We start from the raw sequence: 15,897 nt of genomic DNA, 5'->3' as shown, positions 1-15,897 counted from the left end.
TCAAATCAGAGTAATTTTATCAGGATTGTTTATAGTTCTCATCCTGTAATGCACATTCGAAGTTTTTCGGATTCTGCTTGCAGCGGAATTGCCAGAGTAACTTCATCATGCGTTTGTCATAAATACCCCGTTTGGTCAGATCAATCCGCGAATCACGCATCAGCTTTTGGTAACCTGGCTTATCTGCCTCCGGAATATCCATCCAGTATTTAGAGGGAATATCTGCCTTCATTTTACCCAAAATCCCAAAAGCACGTGGTAACTGGCTTTTCACCCATTCACGTGATTTTTGTCCATATCCGACCGGGAATTTATCCGGACGAATAATGATATTACCAGTGACCTGCAACACCGGATAATTCACAATGGCGCCCTTACTGCCCAAACCTTTATGCAGCTCGAGTGGTTTAAATACAGCAGCTGGCGCGCCAATAATATCGACCTGACCATTGTTAAATTTAGAGCCAAAGTTGGTCACATCGGCGCTGACTGCCTGTGCACCCACTTGCTGAACCATTATTTTTTGTGCTTCATCATAGTCAAGTACAGCAATTTTTTTACCTGCTGCTTTCGCAACCGTATTAATGCTCCGGTCATTGACCATCAGGAAGGCATCACCTACCGGAATCACCCCTGCGACTTCATACTTGCCTTGAACCATGAGCTTGGCAAAGGTCGGACTCGCCAGGCCTTGCATCACTTTAACTGCAAGGTTCAAATCTGGAATCGCGCCAATCGCATCGAGTGAACCGGTAAAGCGGTTGAACTGACGGCCGCGCATACCGGTAACACTGATCCCATCACATTTACCAGCTTTAAAATCTTCTGCGACGACAGCTTCATTGGTATTTACCCTAAGCTCGATATCAGCACCCCAGTTTTTTGCGGCCAGTTGATAGTCTTTCATTACAGCATAGACGTCGCCATTTTTGCCGACCAGATCGAATACACATACTACCTGTTTAGCCTGAGCCAGGCCTGAGACTGCCGCGAGTGCTGCACCTACAGCCAGGGCTTTCCATCCTCTCTGCATCATTTTGCTTTCCTTGATTGCCTTGTTTTTGTTATCTGCTTTAAGTGCTACATGTTATTGTTTTTTATACCAAACATGAAAGCATTATTTTTAATCAGCTTAACTGCTTTGCTATGATCTGCAATGGCAGATCTGACTTTGTTTAATATAAAAAAAGCTTAGATAAATCTAAGCTTTTTTCCTTAAAAATCAAATTATTCGCCAGAAAGCGAACATTCAAAGTTGGCTTTATCGACAGAGCAACGCGCACGTTTCAGTACTGACATCATGCTGGCATCATAAATTCCACGCTTGGTCATATCCATGCGCCCTTCACGCAATAACTTCTGGTACTTGGTTTTGTCTTCCGCGCTCAGATTCAGCTTATATTTCGCTGGAATACCTGCTTCTAGACGATTAATCATCGCCATGCTCTTAGGCAGATTTTTAATGAACCAGTCACGAGACTTCTGGCCAAAACCAGCCGGGAATTTCTCCGGACGGATCACAAAGTCAGAGGTAACATGCAGTACCGGGAAGTTAAACATCGCACCGCTATTGCCCAAACCTTTATAGATTTCGAGTGGCTTGTACGCATACGCCGGTGCGCCCACCATATCGACCTGACCATTATTAAACTTGGCCACGAAGTTGGATACATCAGACACTACAGCCTGAGCACCTACACGTTGAACCATGATTTTTTGCGCATCATCATAGCCAAGAACGGCGAACTTCTTGCCTGCCGCTTTTTCAATAGAGTTGATATTTTTGTCACGCACAAAGATAAAAGCTGAACCCAGTGGCGCAATCCCGGCCACCTCATATTTTTTACCGCCCATGGTCGTGACCATTTTAGCCGCATTACGCTTATCCAAAGCGAAGCTAATCGCACGCTGCGCAATGGCATTACTTGGTGCGCCACCTAAGGCATCGATTGAACCAGCAAACTTGTTGTATTGACGGGCACGCATGGCAGTCATGAATACACCATCACATTTGCCAGCCTTGAAGTCATTGTCAGCGACGGCTTCATCCTGACGGGCGATCAGATTGATATCTGCGCCCCAGCCTTTTGCTGCCAGCGCCCATTCCTGAGCCATCTGGAAAGACTCGCCAGATTTACCAAGTAGGTCAAACACACAGATATCGACCTTTTCTGCATGTGCCACACCTGCAAAACCAAATGCAGAAAATGCAGCCAATGATAAGAGTGTTTTTTTCATTTTAGTTATCCTTTGAAATCTTGTTGTTAGCTGAGTGTCCGTACACGCGTCAAATATTAAGCAAATTTATTTTAAAAAAATAGAGCATTTACTCCAGATAAAAGCGGCTTTTTGGCCTATAAAGATAAATCAGCTTTTTCTGATTTCTTTCATCTTATTTTTTTACAAATATATCAGTATCTTAATATTTTAACTTGACTACTTTGAATTACATTTCATTCGCTGTAGTTACAAAGATATACATGATTTTAAAACTATTCACCACTGATTGAGCATTCGAAATTAGTTCTTTCTACAGTACAACGTGCCCGTTTTAATACTGTCATCATGCCAGCGTCATAGATGCCCTGTTTGGTTAGGTCCATGCGTCCTTCACGCAAAATTTTCTGATAACTGACCTGTTCCTCACGACTCAGGTTCAGAATATATTTCCGCGGGATTTCTGCTTCCATCCGTTTTACCATGGAAAAACTGCGTGGTAACTGCTTAACAAACCATTGTCGGGAATTGGCTGCAAACTGTTCCGGAAATTTATCCGGTCGAATAATCAGATCTGCTGTGACATTGACCACCGGAAAGTTAATCATGGCTCCTTTCTGCCCCAGTCCTTTAGTCACTTCAAGAGGTTTAAAGGCATAAGCGGGCGCTGCCACAATATCCACTTCACCCTGATTAAATTTACGGATGAAATTGGAAATTTCCGAATTCACCGGTACGGCTTCTACCCGGTTCACCATAATCGTTTGGGCATAATCATAATGTAGAACCGCAAACTTCTTGCCTTTAATATGTTCCAACTTATCCATATTACGATCACGGACAAAGATATAAGCAGGACCAATCTGGCCAATACCGGCTACTTCAAATTTTTCCTTGCCGATCTGAGTGGTCATGTGCTTGGTATTACGTTTATCCAGCACATAACTCACCGCTTTCATGGCAATGTCATTATTAGGAACGCCGCCAATCGCATCAATGGAGCCGGCAAATTTGTTATAAGCTCGCGCACGCATGGACGTCATATAGAAGCCATCGCATTTTCCGGCTTTGGCATCCTGATCGACTTTAGCTTCATCCTGATAAGCAATCAATTGAACCGTAGCCCCCCACTGCTTGCTGGCCAATGCCCACTCTTCCAGCAGCTTGAAGGATTCACCCGATTTTCCCAGTAAATCAAATACACAGACATTGACTGGGGCAGCATGTGCACTCGAAGCCCATAGGCCCAGTGCAGATAAAATTAAAAATCCTTTTTTCATTTTTATTCTACTCAATATTATTATGAACCTTGATAGCTCTATCTTTCGGTTTTTAAATAAAATAGAGTATTTACTCAAAACACAGTTCATCATATATGAATCTATAAATTTTTAAAGCCTGAACAGGATAAACTGCAACGAAGATTTTTTGTTTTCTCCGGGCTTTCCATTAGAATAGCGGCATTCTCTTTTGCCCTTGTTAGTAAGTTCAATGATTCAGTTAGACCAAGTTTCGTTACGCCGTGGTGGGCGAGTGTTATTTCAAAAAGCCTCCATGCAGCTTCATCCCGGCTGGAAAATTGGTTTAACTGGCGTGAATGGCGCAGGAAAATCCACTCTGTTTGCAGCTCTTTTAGGTGAGCTCAGTGCAGATGAAGGTTCGCTGACTCGTCCATCCGTTTGGACTGTGGCGCATATGGCTCAGGAAATTAAAGCGCTAGATATGCCGGCCATTGATTTTGTTCTGTCAGGCGATGAAGAGTATTGGGATATACAGGCCAAACTGGCACATCCGGAGCAGCTATCCGATATAGAACTGGCACAGCTACATGGCCGTTTTGACGAGATTCATGGCTATTCCGCTCCCTCTAAAGCAGCTCAGTTGATGGCCGGTTTAGGCTTTATGGATCATCAGATCCGTCTAGATGTTTCCAGCTTTTCAGGTGGTTGGCGGATGCGTCTGAATCTGGCCCGTACCCTGATGAGCCGTTCAGACCTGCTATTACTCGATGAACCAACCAACCACTTGGATCTGGATGCGATCTTGTGGCTCGAAGACTGGTTAAAGGCCTATGAAGGCACTTTAGTACTGATTTCGCATGACCGTGATTTTCTGGATGCCGTGACAGATCATATTCTGCATATCGAAAATCAGGAACTGACTCTCTATACCGGCAATTATTCAACTTTTGAAGTGACCCGTAGCGAGCGTCTGGCGCAACAGCAACAGGCCTTTGAGAAACAGCAGGAAGCCCGGGCACATTTACAAAAATTTATTGACCGTTTTAAAGCCAAAGCGACCAAAGCACGTCAGGCCCAAAGTCGGATCAAAATGCTGGAGCGCATGCAGGATCTCGCCCCTGCTCATGTGGATACACCTTTTACCTTCAGTTTCCGTGAACCGACCAAAATGAGTTCACCACTTCTGGCCTTGGAACAGGCGGAAATTGGTTATGGCGATAAATCGATTGCCAGCAAAATTAATCTGCAAATCACTCCAAATTCACGTATCGGTTTATTGGGGATGAATGGTGCGGGTAAATCAACCCTGATCAAAACCTTAGTCGGAGATTTGCCGTTATTAAATGGTCAACGCAAGGCCTCAGAATTACTCAATATTGGTTATTTTGCTCAGCATCAGATGGATGCTTTGGATGCTAATGCCAGCCCAATGCTACAACTGGCGCGCATCGCCGATCCAAAAATCAGTGAAGCTTCTTTACGTTCTTTCCTCGGCAGTTTCGGTTTTAGCGGTGAGCGCATGGATACTCCATGTGAGAGTTTCTCTGGGGGTGAACGTGCACGTTTGGCTTTGGCTTTAATTGTTTGGCAGCGTCCAAATGTACTGATTCTGGATGAACCGACGAACCACCTGGACCTGGATATGCGCCATGCCCTGACTATGGCTTTGCAGGATTTTGAAGGTGCGGTGGTACTCGTTTCGCATGAACGTCAATTGATTGCGACAGTATGTGATGAATTGTTGTTAGTACATGCCGGAAGTTGTACCGAATTTGAAGGCGATCTGCAGGACTATGCCAAATGGTTACGTGAAGCGCGTCAACAGCAGATCAATGCGCAGAACGCCTTGGCCAAAGCACAGGTAGTAGAGACAGAAGCTAAACCTGTGGTTGTAGCCAAAGTAGATAAGGAAGCACAGCGTAAACTGGCTGCCCAGCGTCGTGAGCAGACTCGTCCGATTCGCAAGAATATCGAAAAATGCGAAGGGCAAATCGACAAGTTACAACCACGTCTGGCAGAAATTGAAGAATTGCTGGCAGATAGTGCTTTATATGAAGCTGCACGTAAAGATGACTTGCTGAAACTCATGAACGAGCAGACTGAACTGAAGCAGAAACTGGAAACTGCCGAAGAGCAAATGCTAGAACTGATGATGGAGCTGGAAAGCTTGGAGCAATCTTTTCAGGAAGGTTAAGTTTTAAACTCGGATTCAAATCTTAGAGATTAGCTGCAACTGGAGCTAATCTCTTTTTTTATACTTTTTATATATTGCTCTGTCCGTCTTTTCCCTCATTTCTTCGTCGAAACCATTTTTTGACATATTTTGTAGTGAATTACGCAAATCCTATATAAGTTTATTTTTTAAACACTCGGCTTCCTTATTTCATACATTAATTTACAGCTTTAGGTCAGGTTATAAGGCTCTAATAAAAAGGCTTTTTAATAATCAGCAGCCTTATTTGAGACTATTTATGTTGAACTAGAGAGGAAATCCGCATGCGTGCTCTTACCTATCATGGTGCTCGGGATGTACGAGTTGAATCTGTTCCAGATCCAGTGATTCAGGAACCAGATGACGTTATTTTAAGGGTGACAGCCACCGCTATCTGTGGCTCAGATCTACATCTATACCGGGGTAAAATCCCGGCCACTGAAGACGGTGATATTTTCGGCCATGAATTTATGGGAGTTGTAGAAGAAGTCGGCCCTGCAGTGACAGAAGTCAAAAAAGGTGACCGGGTGATCATTCCCTTTGTCATTGCATGCGGTCACTGTTTTTTCTGTGAACATGAACTCATGGCTGCCTGTGAAAATACCAATACGGGTCGTGGTGCGATCCTGAATAAAAAACAGATTCCACCAGGAGCGGCCTTGTTTGGCTTTAGCCATCTGTATGGTGGTGTTCCGGGTGGTCAGGCTGAATATGTGCGAATTCCCAAAGGCAATGTCGGACCGTTTAAGGTTCCCGGGTCCCTACCTGATGAAAAAGTATTATTCCTGACCGATATTTTGCCAACAGCTTGGCAGGCGGTAACCAATGCTCAAGTCACCCGTGGTTCTACAGTGGCGATTTATGGTGCAGGTCCAGTCGGTCTGTTATCTGCAGCTTGTGCACGAATGCTCGGTGCCGAACAAATCTTCATGGTAGACCATCACCCTTATCGCTTGCGATTTGCTCATCAAACCTATGGGGTCATTCCGGTCAACTTTGATGAAGTCGATGCAGCTGAATTTATTATTCAAAATACAGCAGGTTATCGTGGTGTTGACGCGGTTATTGATGCCGTTGGTTTCGAAGCCAAAGGCAGTGTTCTGGAAACCGTAATGACCAACCTGAAATTAGAAGGTTCGAGTGGTTCAGCGCTCAGACAATGTATTGCAGCAGTCCGACGCGGCGGTGTGGTGAGTGTACCGGGGGTTTATGCCGGTCCAATTCATGGCTTCCTGTTTGGTGATGCCTTTGACAAAGGTTTGACTTTTAAAATGGGACAAACCCATGTGCATAAATACTTGCCGCAGTTGCTCGAACATATTGAAAATGGAGATCTGTCTCCAGATGTGATTATTACCCATCGCATGAAACTGGAAGATGCTGCGGAAGGTTACCGTATTTTTGATAAGAAGGAAGAAGACTGTCGTAAAGTCATTCTGACACCGTAAATGTACTAAAAAAATAAAAAGCGCCGTTAGGCGCTTTTTTTATTTTTGATCACCATTTTATAAACCGTATTTTTTCTATTTTCAGTTTCTAAAAGCTCAGATCTATTGTCTGTTTATCAAATGAACTGGCTCTAGGTCACGTGATCACTAAACTTAAAAAAGTATTAAGCTATAGAAGTAAAAGTTAGAAAAATCTATAACCCTATGATTCATTGATAAAAAATGAAAGTTCACTTGATTATTAAATTAATTATGTAGTTTAGCTACAGTGAAGATTTGTACAATTAAAACATGTTCCACGCTGATTGTTAATTAAATCTACAATATTAATATAAGCTATTAATTTTTAAGTTATTTATATAATTTTTCCATTAAAAACAGATAAAAAATCACCTGAACTGGTCAATTTTAAAAACAGAGAAGATAGGCTCCAGCTAGTCTTTTAAATTCAAAACCCTATTTTAGATTTAAAAAAACTTACCCACAAGATATAGAAATTAAATTTGAATTTAAAAAATGAGATATAAAAAAGGCCATATAACTTGTGGATAAATACTATCTTATTCACATAAAAAAATATGGATAACTTTGTAGTTATCCACACGATTGATCAGGGTTTAAGTAAGATTTAAACAACACTATTCAAATATTTTTAGAAAATTTCGAATTAACTTGATAAATCATTGAAACTTTAGGATTTCAAAAATCTAAGTTCAAGAATTTTCCATTTATCCTCTAGCTTCCAGACCTCCTGAAGACGCTGTTTATTATGTTCCAGTCCAATCAAGATCCGGCATTCGGTCTGGTCTTCATTGTACTCGTATTCTTCATATTCTATTTCTGGCTTCAGCGGTTTCCATACGCCGTTTTGTACCGCATGAGCAATCCGGTCATAACGCAGATAACTTCCTTCTACGCGGCCTTCCTGTTCAAAAACCACCTGAAAGTCCTGATGTTCGTAGTGGCGCAGCACATCATAGTCGCCACTGTAGAATGCATTGGCCCAGATCTCACGTATTTCTTCAAGCTGGCTATCCATGGATAAACCTCTTTATAAATAAGACTTGATTCTACTGAACCAGGCTTTTTTAGAACCTAGCATCAGCGGATCATTGGTCTAAAAACTGCTTAGATTAAAATTATTCTAAACAGTTCATCTGGCATTAATAGAAAATTTACGTAAAAAAAGCGCCTTAAAAGGCACTGCTGTCCCATAGTTTGCTTTAAATAAAAAAACCTGAGTCCTAACAGTTAAAATATGAGTGCATACAAACACTTTAACGACCAGGACTCAGGTTTTGTCACATCAGAATACCGTATTTCATGAGCTAATTAAACCTGTTGTGCGACAGGATTTTGAACAACTTGCTAAAGTACACCATGTTGGACAGAAATTTAGAGCGGCTTCCCGGTGGGATCAGTTTATTGCCATATTGATGTCTCAATTCTCTTGTAGGCAAAGTCTGAGAGATATTCAATCCAATTTGGAGTGCCAACAGGAAAAGCTAAGTCATCTCGGAGCAAAGTCTATTCCCCGAAGCACGCTGGCACGAATCAATGAGCAGCAGCCTGCTGCCTTGTATCAACAGCTATTTTACAAGTTGCTTAAATACTATGAACACTCAAAAGTAGCTCATAAATTTCGCTTTAAGAATCCCTTGTATTCCTTGGATGCCAGTCATATTGACCTGTCGCTTTCCTTATGTGAATGGGCCAAAGTTCACGACTCAAAAGCCAGCATGAAACTCAGTATAGGATTGAATCACAGCAATGATATTCCTGAGTTTGTTGCAGTTGAAAATGGCAAAGAAAATGACATGGTACAAGGCCGCAAATTCCAGTTTCCTGCTGGCAGCATTGTAGTTTTTGATAAAGGCTATGTCGATTACCAATGGTATGCAAATCTGACTGCTCAAAACATTGGATTTGTCACACGTTTTAGGCCTAAATCTGTGTATCAGGTGATCCAGCAACATCCAGTGCTTGAATCCAAAGGTATTCTAAAAGATGAAACCATTCAGCTGAATAGCGCACATGCCCTAAAAAGAAAAGCCCCAGTGTTAAGAAGAATTGAATATAGAGATCAGCAAAGTGGCAAGCACTTTAGCTTTCTCAGCAATAACTTTCATTTAGCCGCCTCTACCATTGCGGCGATTTATAAAGATCGTTGGAAAGTTGAGCTGTTCTTTAAGGCGATTAAGCAGAATCTCAAATTAAAAGCGTTTCTAGGCCGCAGCAGGAACGCAATTCAGACACAAATCTGGATTGCGATGATCGCCTATTTATTGGTGAGTTTCGCTCAACATTTAGGAAAAACAGGTTGGACAGTTCAACGTTTACTCAGAATAATTCAAGTGAATTTGTTTGAAAGAAGAACTTTAAAAGCTTTATTTTCACCCGATAAAATACCCATAAAACAAGAGGAAGCTCAAATGAGCTTCCTCTTGTGAAAAATTGTGGGACAGCAATGCCTTAAAAGGCGCTTTTTCGTTTCGATTTATTCCGATAGATCAGGTATCAATATCAGCATTCAAGGCATTTTCTTCAATGAAGGCACGACGTGGTTCCACATCATCTCCCATCAGGCAAGAGAACATGCGGTCTGCTTCAATCGCATCCTGTACCGTCACTTGTAGCATGTTACGGTTTTCCGGATCCATCGTGGTTTCCCACAGCTGGTCCGCATTCATCTCACCCAGACCTTTATAACGCTGGATCATCATACCGCGACGAGAGTCTTGCAGAATGTGCTGCCAAACCTGATGGAAACTGCTGACCTGAATCTTGCGCTCACCTTTCTGTAAATAAGCACCCTCTTCAAGCAGCGTGAACCAGCTTTTCGAATTTTTCAGTAAACGCGCATATTCACTTGAGCTGAGCAAGCTAGCATCTAGCAGATAGTGATGCGGCAGGTTATGCACATAAATCGTAATCCGCGGCAACCAGCTTTCTACGATCTGGCCATCCACATCTTTTTCAAAACGTTCCAGACTCAATTCAGGACGTAAACTTGGCTGGATTTTTTCAATCGCAGCACGCAGATATTCACCCCAAGTTTCTACATAAGCCTTATCTTCCAGCTGATCCAGCTTGAAGGCTTCCAGTGAAATCAACGCATCCAGCAAGCTTGCAGGATAACGTACAGTTAAACGTGCCAGACTCTTTTGTGAAGTTTGATAATCTGTAATCACATTGGCCAGAGCTTCACCACGAATCGCAGGGGCATCGGCACTGATATGCAGTTCCAGCTCATCAATCGCGTTGGAAATCAGGTAAGTTTCCAGTGCATCATTGTCCTTGATGTACTGTTCCTGTTTACCTTTTTTCAGCTTGTACAATGGCGGCTGTGCGATATAGATATGACCACGCTCGACCAGTTCCGGCATTTGACGGAAGAAGAAGGTCAACAGCAACGTACGAATATGTGAACCATCCACATCAGCATCGGTCATGATGATGATTTTGTGATAACGCAGCTTGTCCGGGTTATATTCTTCACGACCAATACCACAGCCGAGTGCCGTAATCAGCGTGCCCACTTCTGCAGAAGAAATCATACGGTCAAAACGGGCGCGTTCCACGTTCAGGATTTTACCTTTTAGCGGTAGAATTGCCTGCATCTTACGGTTACGGCCCTGTTTTGCAGAACCGCCCGCAGAGTCACCTTCGACCAGGTACAGTTCAGATAAAGCTGGATCTTTCTCTTGGCAATCCGCCAGTTTACCTGGAAGGCCGGCGATATCGAGCGCGCTCTTACGACGTGTCATTTCACGCGCTTTACGCGCCGCATCACGGGCACGCGCTGCATCAATGATCTTGCCAGCAATTGATTTAGCCGCCTGTGGATTCTCTAACAGATATTCAGAGAAGGCTTTGTTCATGGCCTGCTCAACGGCAGATTTCACTTCACTCGACACCAGCTTTTCTTTGGTTTGTGAAGAGAATTTCGGATCAGGCACTTTTACTGACACAATTGCAGTCAGACCTTCACGCGCATCATCCCCTGATACCACAACTTTTTCTTTTTTCAGGATATTTTCACTGTCCATGTAGTTATTTAAACCACGGGTCAGAGCTGCACGGAAACCGGCTAAGTGAGTACCACCATCCTTTTGCGGGATGTTGTTGGTAAAGCAGCGTACATTTTCCTGATAAGAATCATTCCATTGCAGTGCAACTTCCACACCAATGCCGTTTTCTGCCTGAGTGGTGAAATGGAAAATGTCATTCAGGTGGGTTTTACCCTGATTAATGTACTTAACAAACTCAGCCAAACCGCCTTCATAGTCAAAAATGTATTCGGCATTGATACGTTCATCACGTAATACGATTCGTACACCTGCATTCAGGAAGGACAGTTCACGTAAACGACGTGCCAGAATGTCGACATTAAAAATGGTCTGGCTAAAGGTTTCAGCACTTGGCCAGAAACGCACGCGAGTACCGGTCTTATCGGTCTCACCTACTACTTTTAACGGGAATTGTGGATCACCATGACGGTATTCCTGTTCATGGATTTTACCGGCACGATGAATAGTTAATTCCAGTTTTTCTGACAACGCATTTACTACGGATACACCTACACCGTGCAGACCGCCAGAAACTTTATAGCTGTTATCATCAAACTTACCGCCAGCATGCAGAATGGTTAGAATTACTTCTGCAGCAGACACACCTTCTTCAGGATGAATGTCGGTCGGAATACCACGGCCATTATCTGATACTGAAACTGATTCATCTTCATGAATAGTCACTAAAATTTCATCACAGTGACCTGCCAGCGCCTCATCAATCGAGTTATCTACGACCTCGAAGACCATGTGGTGTAAGCCGGTACCATCGTCTGTATCACCAATGTACATGCCTGGACGCTTACGTACTGCGTCTAAACCACGTAATACCTTGATGCTAGAGGAATCATAAGCTTTTTCAGTGGTTTGTTCTGTTTGAGAAGCAGCTTGATCTTCTGAACTCATGGTTTCTCCCTAGTGAAATATAGGTTTATCCAAAGATAGGTAAAAATTTAAAAACTATTGCACAACAACTTGAACTGTACCGTTTTCAACATTGAATAACTGATATGAGATAGACAGATCATGTAGGTGCTTTTGTACTGATTCATGGTCTAAAGTGGTAATAAAAACTTGACTACCAAGCTGGCTCAATCGCTCAATTAAACGTTGTTGTGCGGTTAAATCTAATTCTGCTGTCACATCATCTAATAATACCACAGTTTCCTTATTACAAGAATGCAGCATTGCGATTTGCGACAGTTTAAGTGCCATCATTAAAAGCTTTTTTTGTCCACGGGACAGGATCACATCAGCATCCCCCAAAGGGGTCTTGAGGCGCAAATCTGCGCGATGTGGACCATATTCGGTATAGCGTCGTTCTACATCTTTGTCATGGTGATTGGTCAGGTCATTCAGCAGGCCGTTTTCACTGTGAAAGCCAGGACTGTATTCCAGAGAGATCTCCAGATCCGGCAGTAGATGCTTGAGATCATCCTCAAAAAATGGCTTCCACTGTTCCACGATGCCGACACGCTGGGAGTGCAAAATCTCGCCATATTCACTTAGCATCTGGTTCCATGGTTCCAGATCTGACAGGCTCAAGAAACGCTTGGATTTAAGCAGAGTGTTCCGCTGTTTTAGGGCGCGTGAATAATATTGCCAGGCATGATAAAACTCTGGTTCCACGTGGAACATTAACCAGTCCAATAGTTGACGACGTGGTTTGGCACCATGATCGATAATATCGGTACTTTGTGGATCAAGCAGTTGTAAGGGCAACATCTTGGCAAGCTGACCCTGGGTTGCAATCGCATCGCCATTGACCTTAATCAGCTGTTCCCCGCTTGCCATTTTTTGCATGCCGACTTTTTCAGTTTCCGATTGGGCGAACACAATCGCATCCGAGGCGCCATGCTGAATGTAATTTTTCGGGATATGGGTACGAAAGGAACGTCCTGTGGCCAGTAAATGAATAGCTTCCAGTACTGAAGTCTTGCCTGAACCATTCTGGCCATAAAAAACATTAAACGGTTGCAATCCCTGGAGTGCAACCGTTTTTAAGTTTCGTACACGTTCAATATGAAGACGCGTAATATGCATAGCGTTGGCTTAGCTCAGCTGTCGCTTAGACACGCATTGGCATCACGACATAAGTCTGATCGATATGAGATGGATCCTGAACCAGTACAGACTGATTCGCTTCAGTCATGGTCATTGATACATCTTCACCATCTAGCACACCTAGGACTTCAATCAGGTATTGCGCATTGAATGACATTTCCAGTGGTGCATCTGCATACTGGATGGCTAGATCCTCAATCGCCTCATCCTGTTCCGGGTTATTGGCACGAAGTTGTAATGAACCAGCATTAAAGTTCAGGAATACGCCACGTAGTTTTTCATTACTCAAAATAGCCACACGTTGTAAAGATTGCTTAAACACGTCATGCGCAATAATCACATTCTTGTCGCCACCACGTGGAATCACACGGCGGTAGTCCGGGAATTTACCGTCAATCAGTTTCGTGGTGAAACGAACTGTGATATCAGCCTGTTCTTTATCACGGCTGGCCATACGAATAGTCACATTCAATAATTCACGGCCAATCAGCAGAGAAAGCTGCTCATCTTCAACGCTTAATAAACGTTGCAATTCAGCGACTGCCTTACGTGGAACAATAGCTTGAATCGGTTGAGTTGCTGTCGATTGTGCTGCTGTTTCACATAGTGCCAGACGGTGACCATCTGTCGTTACCGCACGAAGCTGATTGGCATCAATTTCAAGTAAAGTACCAGTCAGGTAGAAACGTACGTCCTGCACTGCCATGGCGAAAGCCGTTTTTTCAAACAGACGCTTTAATTCGCGCTGAGTCACAGTCACTTGCGTGCCTTGGGTATTTTCAGTATTCAATAATGGATAGTCATCCGCAGGCAAAGTACCGAGCACAAAACGACTATTTCCAGATTTCAGGATACAACGCTGGTCATCGGTAATTTGCAGATCAATCAGGGCTGCTGATGGCAGAGATTTACAGATATCAATCATCTTACGTGCTGGAACAGTGGTTTCACCCGCTTGCAAGCATGCACCTTCAGCCAATTGTGTGCTGGCAACCAGTTCCACTTCCAGATCCGAACCAGTGACGGTTAAAGCTTCAGCAGTCACCTGGATTTTCAGGTTTGAAAGAATATTTAAGGTATGGCGACGTTCAACCGCTCCTACGACATGTGAGAGAACATTCAGTAAGCTTTCTTTCGCGATTTTTAAACGCACGGTACATTCCTCTAAAGCTGAAGATTAATAAGATAAAAGTTGAATTTTTAGCAGTTAACTATGCGGCAAAACAGGCCGCATAGCAAGAACAGAATTTGAGCGTTTTAGGTCAACTCTGCAACAGGCGTTGCAGGTTTTTATAGTCCTCATTGAAGATCGGATCTTCTTCACGCAAGCTCTGCACTTTTTCGCAGGCATGCATGACTGTACTGTGATCTCGACCACCAAAAGCCATACCAATTTCAGGGAAACTATCCCCGGTCAGTTCACGTGCCAGACCCATTGCGAGCTGACGCGGACGGGCATAAATACGGGTACGTTTTGGGCCTACTAGCTCTTTAAGCGGGATGCGGAAATATTCGCTCACTACACGCTGAATATTTTCAGTACTGATGGTACGGGCACGAATTGCGAGGACATCTTTCAAAGACTCACGCACCACATCCAAATCAATCGGCGTTCCTTTAAAACGCGAGATCGCCACCACTTTGTTGAGCGCACCTTCTAGTTCACGGACGTTCGCTACCACTTGTTGGGCGATAAATAGCGCACAGTTACGTGGTAAATCTACACCGGTGTTTTCGGCTTTTTTCAGCAAGATTTCAATTCGGGTTTCGATATCCGGTGGTTCCACCCCCACAGAAAGCCCCCAGGAAAAACGTGAAACCAGACGTGGATCCAGTTCTGTCAATTCTTTAGGGTAACGATCCGAGGTGAGGATAATTTGCTTCGATTCATCCAGCAACGCGTTAAAGGTATAGAAAAACTCAACCAGACTGGCTTCTTTACCTGCGAGCAAATGAATATCATCGACTAGCAAAAGATCCAGTGAACGGCAGTTTTTCTTAAACTCTTCAACCTTGCCCTGTTGTAGGGAACTGACAAAATCCTGCACAAAGCTTTCTGCAGTCATATACATCACGCGGGCATTGGGTTTTGCCTGTAATAATGCATTTCCGACGGCCTGCATCAAGTGGGTTTTACCCAGACCAGTCGGACCATATAAAAATAGCGGGTTATGCTGTGAAGCCCCAAGTTGGGTTAACACCTTACGGCAGGTTTCAGCCGCCATCTGGTTAGAACGGCCTTCAACAAATAACGAGAAGGTAAATAAAGGGTTCAGCTGACGTTTACGGCTATTTTTGCCTGAATCTTCTTTTTCTTTCTTAGGACGCGGCGCTGGCGCAACCACAGGCGCAGATTCCAAAGCCGCTGTTGTCGTCGCTGGCTGTTCACTGGCAGATAAAATTGCACCTGGACGCGAATCCACCAGAATTTCAACTTTACGTACGCGACCTTCAGACAGCTGTTCGGCCAAAATTGAAATCAGTTCCAGATGATGCTCTTGAATGTAGCGCGTCCAATACGGATTAGGTGCATAAAGACGCAGGGTATCGTCCAGCTCTTCCGCAACCAACGGGCGAATCCACATTGTAAAGACATTTCCAGAGAGCTCTTGTCGCAAGCGATTTAAGCAGTCTGTCCAAAGCAT

At 43.6% G+C, this 15,897-nt stretch carries 11 protein-coding genes; 3 read left to right on the top strand and 8 right to left on the bottom strand.

The genetic code is table 11. The annotated features are described in order from the left end of the window. Positions 1 to 19 precede the first annotated feature (19 nt). The 3 genes from ACWM1W_RS00055 to ACWM1W_RS00045 form a co-directional block, all read right to left on the bottom strand. Entirely contained in the window at positions 20 to 1,033 is a 1,014-nt protein-coding gene (locus tag ACWM1W_RS00055) for a putative solute-binding protein (protein WP_262736096.1), read from the bottom strand. A gap of 194 nt (positions 1,034 to 1,227) precedes the next feature. Then, positions 1,228 to 2,238 (bottom strand): putative solute-binding protein, encoded by a 1,011-nt coding sequence (locus ACWM1W_RS00050; RefSeq protein WP_004780360.1) that lies wholly within the window; start codon positions 2,236 to 2,238, stop codon positions 1,228 to 1,230. A 254-nt stretch (positions 2,239 to 2,492) separates the two neighbouring features. After that, positions 2,493 to 3,497: a putative solute-binding protein gene (locus tag ACWM1W_RS00045; RefSeq protein ID WP_208462583.1), complete on the bottom strand. Its 1,005-nt coding sequence runs from the start codon at positions 3,495 to 3,497 to the stop codon at positions 2,493 to 2,495. Positions 3,498 to 3,708: 211 nt separating this feature from the next. On the opposite strand from ACWM1W_RS00045, the gene ACWM1W_RS00040 reads away from it, so the two are divergent. Together ACWM1W_RS00040 and ACWM1W_RS00035 are read left to right on the top strand one after the other, a co-directional pair. Beyond that, the gene (locus tag ACWM1W_RS00040; protein ID WP_448765327.1) at positions 3,709 to 5,652 is read left to right on the top strand and encodes an ATP-binding cassette domain-containing protein; all 1,944 of its coding nucleotides are present in this window, start codon (positions 3,709 to 3,711) and stop codon (positions 5,650 to 5,652) included. Between the two features lie 302 nt (positions 5,653 to 5,954). Then, positions 5,955 to 7,118 carry a zinc-dependent alcohol dehydrogenase gene (locus ACWM1W_RS00035; RefSeq protein WP_002045824.1) on the top strand — a complete coding sequence of 388 codons (1,164 nt, stop codon included), beginning with the start codon at positions 5,955 to 5,957 and terminating at the stop codon, positions 7,116 to 7,118. Between the two features lie 691 nt (positions 7,119 to 7,809). Here the strand turns inward: ACWM1W_RS00035 and ACWM1W_RS00030 are convergent. Then, complete coding sequence (locus tag ACWM1W_RS00030) at positions 7,810 to 8,157, bottom strand: hypothetical protein (protein WP_208462581.1); 348 nt, start codon at positions 8,155 to 8,157, stop codon at positions 7,810 to 7,812. Between the two features lie 259 nt (positions 8,158 to 8,416). Here ACWM1W_RS00030 and ACWM1W_RS00025 point away from each other — a divergent pair, with 259 nt between their 5' ends. Next, positions 8,417 to 9,568, top strand: a complete 1,152-nt coding sequence (locus ACWM1W_RS00025) for an IS4-like element ISAbe18 family transposase (RefSeq protein ID WP_004646736.1) — start codon at positions 8,417 to 8,419, stop codon at positions 9,566 to 9,568. Between the two features lie 60 nt (positions 9,569 to 9,628). Here the strand turns inward: ACWM1W_RS00025 and gyrB are convergent, their stop codons facing one another. The 4 genes from gyrB to dnaA form a co-directional block, all read right to left on the bottom strand. Then, positions 9,629 to 12,094, bottom strand: coding sequence for a DNA topoisomerase (ATP-hydrolyzing) subunit B (gene gyrB, locus ACWM1W_RS00020; RefSeq protein ID WP_208462580.1), 2,466 nt, complete (start codon positions 12,092 to 12,094; stop codon positions 9,629 to 9,631). A 54-nt stretch (positions 12,095 to 12,148) separates the two neighbouring features. After that, positions 12,149 to 13,231, bottom strand: coding sequence for a DNA replication/repair protein RecF (recF, locus tag ACWM1W_RS00015; protein ID WP_208462579.1), 1,083 nt, complete (start codon positions 13,229 to 13,231; stop codon positions 12,149 to 12,151). 25 nt (positions 13,232 to 13,256) lie between these two features. Continuing rightward, the gene (dnaN, locus tag ACWM1W_RS00010) at positions 13,257 to 14,405 is read right to left on the bottom strand and encodes a DNA polymerase III subunit beta (RefSeq protein WP_208462578.1); all 1,149 of its coding nucleotides are present in this window, start codon (positions 14,403 to 14,405) and stop codon (positions 13,257 to 13,259) included. Positions 14,406 to 14,514: 109 nt separating this feature from the next. Further along, positions 14,515 to 15,897, bottom strand: coding sequence for a chromosomal replication initiator protein DnaA (dnaA, locus tag ACWM1W_RS00005; protein ID WP_004780349.1), 1,383 nt, complete (start codon positions 15,895 to 15,897; stop codon positions 14,515 to 14,517).

The sequence above is a fragment of the Acinetobacter sp. TW_SC_4 genome (assembly GCF_054861205.1).
This window is presented reverse-complemented; position numbering and strand designations above follow the sequence as displayed.

What these genes read in the sequence shown, in the direction of transcription:
- recF (WP_208462579.1), bottom strand. Translation starts at nt 13,231, where the DNA reads ATGCATATTACGCGTCTTCATATTGAACGTGTACGAAACTTAAAAACG.
- ACWM1W_RS00035 (WP_002045824.1), top strand. Translation starts at nt 5,955, where the DNA reads ATGCGTGCTCTTACCTATCATGGTGCTCGGGATGTACGAGTTGAATCT.
- ACWM1W_RS00040 (WP_448765327.1), top strand. Translation starts at nt 3,709, where the DNA reads ATGATTCAGTTAGACCAAGTTTCGTTACGCCGTGGTGGGCGAGTGTTA.
- ACWM1W_RS00045 (WP_208462583.1), bottom strand. Translation starts at nt 3,497, where the DNA reads ATGAAAAAAGGATTTTTAATTTTATCTGCACTGGGCCTATGGGCTTCG.
- dnaA (WP_004780349.1), bottom strand. Translation starts at nt 15,897, where the DNA reads ATGCTTTGGACAGACTGCTTAAATCGCTTGCGACAAGAGCTCTCTGGA.
- ACWM1W_RS00030 (WP_208462581.1), bottom strand. Translation starts at nt 8,157, where the DNA reads ATGGATAGCCAGCTTGAAGAAATACGTGAGATCTGGGCCAATGCATTC.
- ACWM1W_RS00050 (WP_004780360.1), bottom strand. Translation starts at nt 2,238, where the DNA reads ATGAAAAAAACACTCTTATCATTGGCTGCATTTTCTGCATTTGGTTTT.
- gyrB (WP_208462580.1), bottom strand. Translation starts at nt 12,094, where the DNA reads ATGAGTTCAGAAGATCAAGCTGCTTCTCAAACAGAACAAACCACTGAA.
- ACWM1W_RS00055 (WP_262736096.1), bottom strand. Translation starts at nt 1,033, where the DNA reads ATGCAGAGAGGATGGAAAGCCCTGGCTGTAGGTGCAGCACTCGCGGCA.